The organism is Sphaerochaeta sp. S2 (assembly GCF_016406725.1).
In the GTDB taxonomy this organism is placed as follows: domain Bacteria; phylum Spirochaetota; class Spirochaetia; order Sphaerochaetales; family Sphaerochaetaceae; genus Sphaerochaeta.
The window spans coordinates 1-7,582 of record NZ_JAEKNT010000535.1 but is presented as its reverse complement, the minus strand read 5'-3'; the positions used below and the strand labels follow the sequence as shown (position 1 = coordinate 7,582).

Below are 7,582 nucleotides of genomic sequence, written 5' to 3'. Positions count from 1 at the left end.
CTCCTACCTGCTCAGGACCGATGCAGAGTTCTCATCCCTCGAAGAGATTGAGAATGTCATGATCATGAGCCTCCCGAATTATGACAATACCGGCAACGTGACAGGGTCGAGTGTTATCCGCCTCAAGGACCTGGCTACAGTCTCCTATGCATTCCGCGATGCAACAAGCCAGGTATACATCAATGGTGAGCCTGGGGTGTATCTCTCTGTCTCGAAGGAATCTGATGCCAATACGGTACAGGTTGCCAAGCGGGTCCATGAACTCATAGACCAGTTGAATACTGAGCTTCCTGATGACCTGAGTTTGGATGTCATCGTGGATACTTCCACGATGGTTGAATCCACCATCAATGCTGTGTATGAATCGTTGCTCTACGGAGTGATTCTGGTCATGGTCGTGCTCTTCATATTCCTGAGGAGTTTCAAGTCTACCCTGATCATTGGCGTAGCAATTCCGATCTCCATGCTCCTTACCGTACTTTCCATGTTCTTCTTAGGCTACTCGTTGAACCTGATGACCCTGACCGGGCTTATCCTTGGGCTGGGTATGACGGTAGACAGCTCAATCGTTGTTCTGGAAAATATCTTCCGCTATCGCGAACGAGGGGCTAAACTGCATGCAGCAGCAATCCTTGGTACCAAGGAAATGATTGTCTCAATTGTTGCATCCACCCTGACCACGGTATGTGTATTTGTTCCAATGGTACTGCTGAGAAGCAACCTTGAGATGCTTGGGGAGATGATTACCCCGATGGCGGGAACCATCATCATCAGTCTGCTTGCTTCCTTGGTTGTCTCCATTACCTTGATCCCCGTGCTCTCCAGCAGCTATGTGAAAATTTATACCCGTAAACAGAAGCCGCTTAGGCTCCGTCTACTTCGCTTCATTGATGACAAGGCAGAGGATGCCTTCGAGGCTCTGGACCGAGGATACAAGCGTGTGCTCTCGCTTCTCATCGATTACCGCTGGCTTACGCTGTTGTTGGTGGTAATGATCATGGTTCTGACCTTTCAAGCCTATGGTGCGATGCATCAGAGCCTCTACCCAACCATGAGTGAAACATCAGTTACGGTGAGTGCAACACTCCCCGAGGGAACCACCCTTGAAACAACTGAGAGCCTTCTTCGTGATCTGGAAGCTCAGGCAAAGCAGGATATAGTCGGGTACAAGGACCTGATCGTGACCGTCGGTGGTGGAGGCCTGTTCGGCGGGGGAGGGACCAACAGTGGTTCCTTGCAGATCTCTCTCTCCGATGAAGAGGGTGCTGACAGCATGCAAACTGTGCAGGAGAAGCTCCGACAATACTTCCCACTCTACCCATCCGCCTCATTCTCATTCAGCCAGATGTCCATGGGACTTGGGAATATAAACCCTGTTGATGTGGTGGTAAAAAGCGATAATCTGGACCTAGCAGTCGCCACTGCTGAGCAAATCCGTGACCTGATCGAGGAGAATCTGCCGGGAGTAACGGAAGTTCGTACTGACTTCACCCAAGGCCTACCCGAATTCAGGGTGGTGATCGATCGCGAACGTGCCTATGCCTACAACCTTACCATGCAGAGTATTGCCAATGAGATAAGCTACAGTGTAAATGGGCTTACTGCTACCCAACTGAAGAGCGACGGGAGTGAGACGGATGTGGTGGTCATCCTTCAGGATGAGGACCGCTCCAGTGAGCTCGACCTTAGGCGTATCTTTGTACGCAACTCCATGGGCGAGAAGATCAGCTTGGATAATGTAGCCTCCATAGAGAGAGCTACAGGCCCTGTTTCCATCAATCGTGAGAATGAGATGCGCACAGTCCACGTGGTTGGTGGACTGCAAGGGAGTTATGCAGTGAGCCAGGCAGAAGAGGACATCAAAGCCTTGGTGAAAGAACAACTTCAGCCATCAGGTGATGTCTTCATTGAATATGGTGGTGATTTTGCCGACATGACACAGATGTTCAGCCAGGTTTGGTTGATCTTGGTTCTCGCAATCGTGTTGGTGTTCGGGGTAATGGCATCCCTGTTTGAATCATTCAGGAATCCCTTCATTGTCCTTCTCTCCATGCCGCTTATGCTTGTCGGTGTTGTGGGTATCTATCTGATAACCGGAGAAACATTCAGCTTGATCAGTGCGATCGGCCTGATCATATTGGCTGGTATTGTGGTAAACAACAGTATCGTCTTGATCGAATACATCAATCTGCTGAGAAAGCGTGGACTGAAGATCAGAGAGGCTTGTATTGAGGCAGGTGGAAACCGCCTCAAGCCGATTCTTATGACCAGTTTGACCACCATCTTCGGTATGATCCCCCTTGCCTTCTTTGGAGGACAAGGAGCAGAGCAGATCCAGCCTATCGGGCAAACCATCATTGGAGGAATGACGATCAGTACACTGATGACCATTTTCTTCACACCGGTGCTCTATGCACTCTTCAACAAAGATAAAAAGAAGCAGGATGTAGAGAGTATTGAAAACTATGCGGAGGGGGAATGAGATGAGAAGAGTGGAAATCATAGCAGCCCAGGCGATTCTGGAAGATGTCCTGGAAGCACTTGAGCACTATGCTGTACCAATGCATTATACAATTATTCCCACTGCCCATGGAAAAGGAAACACCATCCCCAAGCTTGGGGATGATGTGTGGCCGGAGGAGAATTTTGTCTTGATCATGTACTGCGAGGATGCAACCCTCCGGAGCATTGAGATGGCCATACAACTGGTGAAAAAGAAGTATGACCATGAGGGTATTGGCTACTTTGTGATCTGAGGAGGAGGAACCACCTCTGTTTTTACTGTGCTGCTTGCCCCTGCCTTGGTGTAGACCAATTGGGTCGGGTAGGCAAACTCAATGCCTTCTTCCTTGAATGCCCTCACGAGTTTGAGATAGATCTCCTGCTGGGTATCCATATAGATGTTATAGTCATTGGTTGGCACGTAGTAGACCGTTTCAAAGTTGAGGGAGGAGTCCCCGATGGCAAAGAAGTGGGACCGGTCACAGATGACCCCTTCAATGGTCTGTACTGAGCCGATGATATCCTTGATGATGGTTGGTATTTTCTCCAGTTTCTCTGCTGGGGTCTCATAGAGTACGCCAATCTTGAAGACAACCCTACGCCTGAGCATCTGCTTGTAGTTGTGCACGCGTGCAGCGGTCAGGTCGGAGTTGGCGATGATCATCAACTCACCGGAGAGTACCCTGATGCGGATTGATTTGATGCCAATCCGTTCAACCACGCCTGCCTTGTCACCAAAGACGATAAAGTCACCCAACTCAAAAGGTTTATCAAAGAAGATGACCAGGTAGCTGAAGAGATCCCCAAGGATTCCCTGGGCGGCAATGGCTACAGCAATACCGCCAACGCCAAGGCCGGCAAGGGCAGTGGAGACGTCGAGGCCGAGATTTGCCATCAGGAAGATGATACCGATGATCCAGAAGATGAATTTGATCAAGGACAACAAGGGTCTGAGATTTTTCTCCCGGTCATGGTTTGCCCAATCATGATCAAAGTATCGTGAGAATGCCAATTCAAGTGTTTTGTTGAGAGAACGGACAATGATGAAGGTCATGATGATGGAAAAACTGATCTTAACGATTTTCTGGATCTGATCATCAAATGCCACCATCTCCACCGCTACAGTCAGCAATCCAAGGAAGGCCAAGGGAACAGCAATTTTCTGGAAGAACCGCATGAAATTCAGGTTGATGGTTTTCTTCCCTTCCTGTTTCTTTGCCTCCATTTTACGGATTCTACGTTTAAGGATGATATTCACCAACAACAAGATAAGTGAACCAACGACAATAACCGATAGTGCTTTTAGATATTCCCATTCCAATAGTGTTTGCATACATTCCAGTATAGACAGATTTTCCCTACCATACAAATGAAAAAGAAATCGTACTTTCTTGGGGAGCCCTTGTAGGATATAATCACACTCAAACCAAGGAGTATGTGTGATGAAACTGGATGAGATACAGATGCGTGACCCTTTTGTGCTTTCCGATAAGGAATCCACAAGCTATTACCTCTACGGAACCACTGACAAGGATCCGTGGAAAGCTCCTGGGGTTAGCTTTGAAGTGTACAGCAGTACTGACTTGCTTGAGTGGGAGGGCCCTTTTACAGTGTTTACCCCTCCGGAAGGTTTTTGGGGAACCCATAACTTCTGGGCTCCTGAGGTACACACCTATCAGGGCAAGTACTATCTCTTTGCGACATTCACTGCCCCGGGACACTGTCGCGGTACCCATATCCTTGTCAGTGAATCTCCCATGGGTCCCTTTCTTCCCGTTTCGGATGAACCTGCCACCCCGCTGGAGTGGGAGTGCCTGGATGGTACTTTCTTCCTTGACGATACAGCACAGCCTTGGATTGTCTTCTGCCATGAGTGGGTGCAGATCAATGATGGAGAGGTATGTGCCAGGAAATTGAGCAGTGATCTCAGTACGCCAATTGGGGATCCTGTACTGCTTTTCAGGGCTTCAGAGGCTTCTTGGCCGAAAGCACTTCCCAGAAGGGATGGTACTGGGTTGGTTGATGCAAAAGTGACCGATGGTCCGTTTATGCACAGAACCAGTGATGGTACGCTCTTGATGCTTTGGTCCAGTGTTGCCCCCTCTGGGTATGCAATGGGATATGCGACCAGCGAAAGTGGAACGATACGAGGTCCTTGGAAACAGCAAACAATGCCACTGATAAGCAGTGATGGTGGGCATGGCATGATCTTCCAGACCTTTGAAGGAGAACTCTATCTTACCTACCATAGCCCAAACAAGACCCCGAATGAGAGACCATTTTTTGTTCCTCTTACTGAAACTGAGGGAGGTCTTGCATGCCGATAGAGAGAAAAAGACTGGTCCAGGAGATGAATCCCAAGGTACACGCTTGGGACCCCGATTCCTTTCTCTCTGTGGGAAATGGGAACCTTGCCTATACCGTTGACTGTACCGGGACACAGAGCCGGATTGCCCATATAAAGGGCAAGACTCCACTGTGTACCCTGTCCAGCTGGGGGTTGCACAACTACCCAGGAAAGGAAGAGAAGCACTACGATCGGCTCAGACTGAAGCAGTATGAGCATGCAGGCAGAACTGTCGGCTATATGAGTGATGATACCGCCCAAGAGGAGCTTTTTCATGATCTCAGGGTAAATCCTCACCGATGCAATCTTGCTCATATTGGTTTGCAAGCGAGTGGTCCGTATGACATCAACAATGGTACATCCTTCACACAGGAACTGGATCTGTACAGCGGGGTTATTACCAGTGACTTTATGGTAGAAGATGAACCTGTACAGGTTCATACCCTCTGTCATCCAAAGCAAGACCAACTATCCTTTCGCCTAAAGTCCCCACTGCTTAAGAGAGGGAAATTGCATCTTGTCTTACGCTTTCCCTATCCATCCCATGATATTACCGCCAGTGATTATACAAAACCTGAGAGTCACCAAAGTGTTTTGGTGGAGTACGGTGATGGAAGATATTGCATCAAGAGAACCGTTGATACAATGCATTATGAGGTACATATACTGCTAAGCAAGCATGCCTGCCTTAGACAATCAGCAACACATGAGTTCATAATTACTGCTTCCCAAGAGATGCTGGAGGTTGGTGTGTTGTTCCAACATGGGCAGGAGAGGCAAGAAGTAGTGGACTTCAACCAAGCACTTGATGCTTGTACTCTTCACTGGGCCTCCTTCTGGCAGGATGGTGCTTTTATTGACCTTTCCTCCTCATCAGATCCAAGAGCACAAGAATTGCAGCGAAGAGGGATCCTCTCACGCTATCTGCTTGCCATCCAGTGCAGCGGGAATACGCCTCCACCAGAGACTGGTCTTACCTGCAATAGCTGGTATGGCAAGTTCCATCTGGAGATGCACCTCCTTCATGCTGCACACTTTGCCCTTTATGGTCAGCCTCATCTGTTGGAGCGTTCTCTTTCCTACTATCTCGATATTCTCCCTGGGGCATATGAGCGGGCCAGGAGCCAAGGCTACCAGGGTGGGCGATGGCCCAAGATGACCGACCCAAGTGGAAATGACAGTCCCTCTGCCATTGGTACCTTGCTCTGTTGGCAACAGCCTCATCCGATATTCTACGGCTCTCTCCTACGAAAAACGCATCCAGAGTCAGCGTTGCTTTCTTCCTGGGTTCCAGTCGTCAAGGCAACTGCTGACTTCATGGTGGACTATGTCATTTGGGATGAGAAGAGAAAATCTTACATCATTGGTCCTCCGGTAATACCTGTACAGGAAAACCATGATTCTGAGCAAACCGTCAACCCGACCTTCGAGCTCTCTTATTGGAGATGGGCGCTCTCGGAGGCCATTGATTTCATGGAACAGTTTGAGCAACCCGTTGATCCCAAATGGAAGCATGTTTTGGACAATCTGGCCCCTCTTCCGATGAGAGATGGGCTCTATCTTGCTCAGGAGAATTGCCCCGATACCTACACAGCCTATGCCTACGACCATCCCTCCCTTCTGTTCAGTCTTGGTCTGCTTGACGGAAGAGATGTCGATCCTAAGGTTATGGAACAATCCCTCATGCATGTTATGGAGAAGTGGCAGCTCAATGAGCTATGGGGGTGGGACTTCCCCTTGATGGCCATGACCGCAGCAAGATTGGGAAAACCAGAAATGGCTCTTGACCTCTTGTTGATGGACTCGCCGAAAAACACCTATACTCAAAATGGGCACAATGCCCAAAGACCAAAGGAAGACCTCCCTCTGTACCTTCCTGGTAACGGTGCACTCCTTCTTGCTCTTGCCCTGATGGCAGGCGGTTGGGAGGGAAGTGAAACTCCGTATCCTGGTTTCCCGAAAGAAGGTTGGGTAGTACAAGCAGAAGGTTTGAAAAAGTTTTGGTAGGAGTGGCATGAAAAAAGAAGTGGGGCGCTTGGTGCGTCTATCCATTGGTTTGTTTGCTTATGCGGTTGGTATTGTACTGACGATGCAGGCACATATAGGCTACAGCCCATGGGATGTGTTCCATGCCGGACTGTCAGCCCTGTTTTCCATGAAGATAGGCAGTATGACGATTATTGTTGGGCTCTTACTTGGTCTTATTGTCCTCTTGGGTGGAGAAAAGATAGGAGTGGGAACCATCAGCAATATGGTGGTCATTGGTCTTTTTATCAATGTCTTGCTGGACAGTGGGCTGTTTCCTGAGCGATCCAACCCTGCAATCGGTGCACTACAGATGATCGGAGGGCTCTTTGTCATCTCCTTTGCCTCCTATCTCTATATCTCCACTGGCTATGGGGCGGGTCCGCGTGACTCCCTGATGGTATTTCTCTCCAGAAAAAGTGGATGGTCAGCCGGTACCTGTCGTGGAATCCTGGAGATTGCAGTCTCCCTGGTTGGTTTTCTCCTTGGTGGCATGCTGGGGTGGGGGACCCTTCTCAGTGCGGTCTTGATCGGGTTCTGCATCCAGATAACTTTCAGTGTGCTACGCTTCGATCCAAAGAAAGTCCACCATGAAAATATGGTGGACAGCTACAAGAGAATGAAACGTTTTATTGTACGTGTAAGATAATCTTATTGCAGTTCAGTTGCCAACGTGTCTATCAAGGTAAGCAATTCTGAGAGATGCTC

At 48.9% G+C, this 7,582-nt stretch carries 6 protein-coding genes; 5 read left to right on the top strand and 1 reads right to left on the bottom strand.

Annotated features, from left to right (window positions below; genetic code table 11):
• Positions 1-2,482, top strand: a 2,482-nt coding sequence (locus JF818_RS15860) for an efflux RND transporter permease subunit (RefSeq protein WP_198893016.1), incomplete at its 5' end; no start/stop codon positions are given.
• 1 nt (position 2,483) lies between these two features.
• Positions 2,484-2,756, top strand: a complete 273-nt coding sequence (locus JF818_RS15855) for a PG0541 family transporter-associated protein (RefSeq protein ID WP_198893015.1) — start codon at positions 2,484-2,486, stop codon at positions 2,754-2,756.
• Here the strand turns inward: JF818_RS15855 and JF818_RS15850 are convergent.
• The gene (locus JF818_RS15850) at positions 2,741-3,835 is read right to left on the bottom strand and encodes a mechanosensitive ion channel family protein (RefSeq protein ID WP_198893014.1); all 1,095 of its coding nucleotides are present in this window, start codon (positions 3,833-3,835) and stop codon (positions 2,741-2,743) included. The genes JF818_RS15855 and JF818_RS15850 overlap by 16 nt on opposite strands.
• Before the next feature lie 109 nt (positions 3,836-3,944).
• Here JF818_RS15850 and JF818_RS15845 point away from each other — a divergent pair, with 109 nt between their 5' ends.
• Genes JF818_RS15845 through JF818_RS15835 form a run of 3 tightly spaced genes read left to right on the top strand, consistent with a single transcriptional unit; the run spans position 3,945 to position 7,523 of the window.
• Positions 3,945-4,829: a glycoside hydrolase family 43 protein gene (locus tag JF818_RS15845; RefSeq protein ID WP_198893013.1), complete on the top strand. Its 885-nt coding sequence runs from the start codon at positions 3,945-3,947 to the stop codon at positions 4,827-4,829.
• Complete coding sequence (locus JF818_RS15840; RefSeq protein ID WP_198893012.1) at positions 4,820-6,856, top strand: hypothetical protein; 2,037 nt, start codon at positions 4,820-4,822, stop codon at positions 6,854-6,856. Before JF818_RS15845 ends, JF818_RS15840 begins: the two co-directional genes overlap by 10 nt.
• Before the next feature lie 7 nt (positions 6,857-6,863).
• Positions 6,864-7,523 carry a YitT family protein gene (locus JF818_RS15835; protein ID WP_198893011.1) on the top strand — a complete coding sequence of 220 codons (660 nt, stop codon included), beginning with the start codon at positions 6,864-6,866 and terminating at the stop codon, positions 7,521-7,523.
• Positions 7,524-7,582 lie beyond the last annotated feature (59 nt).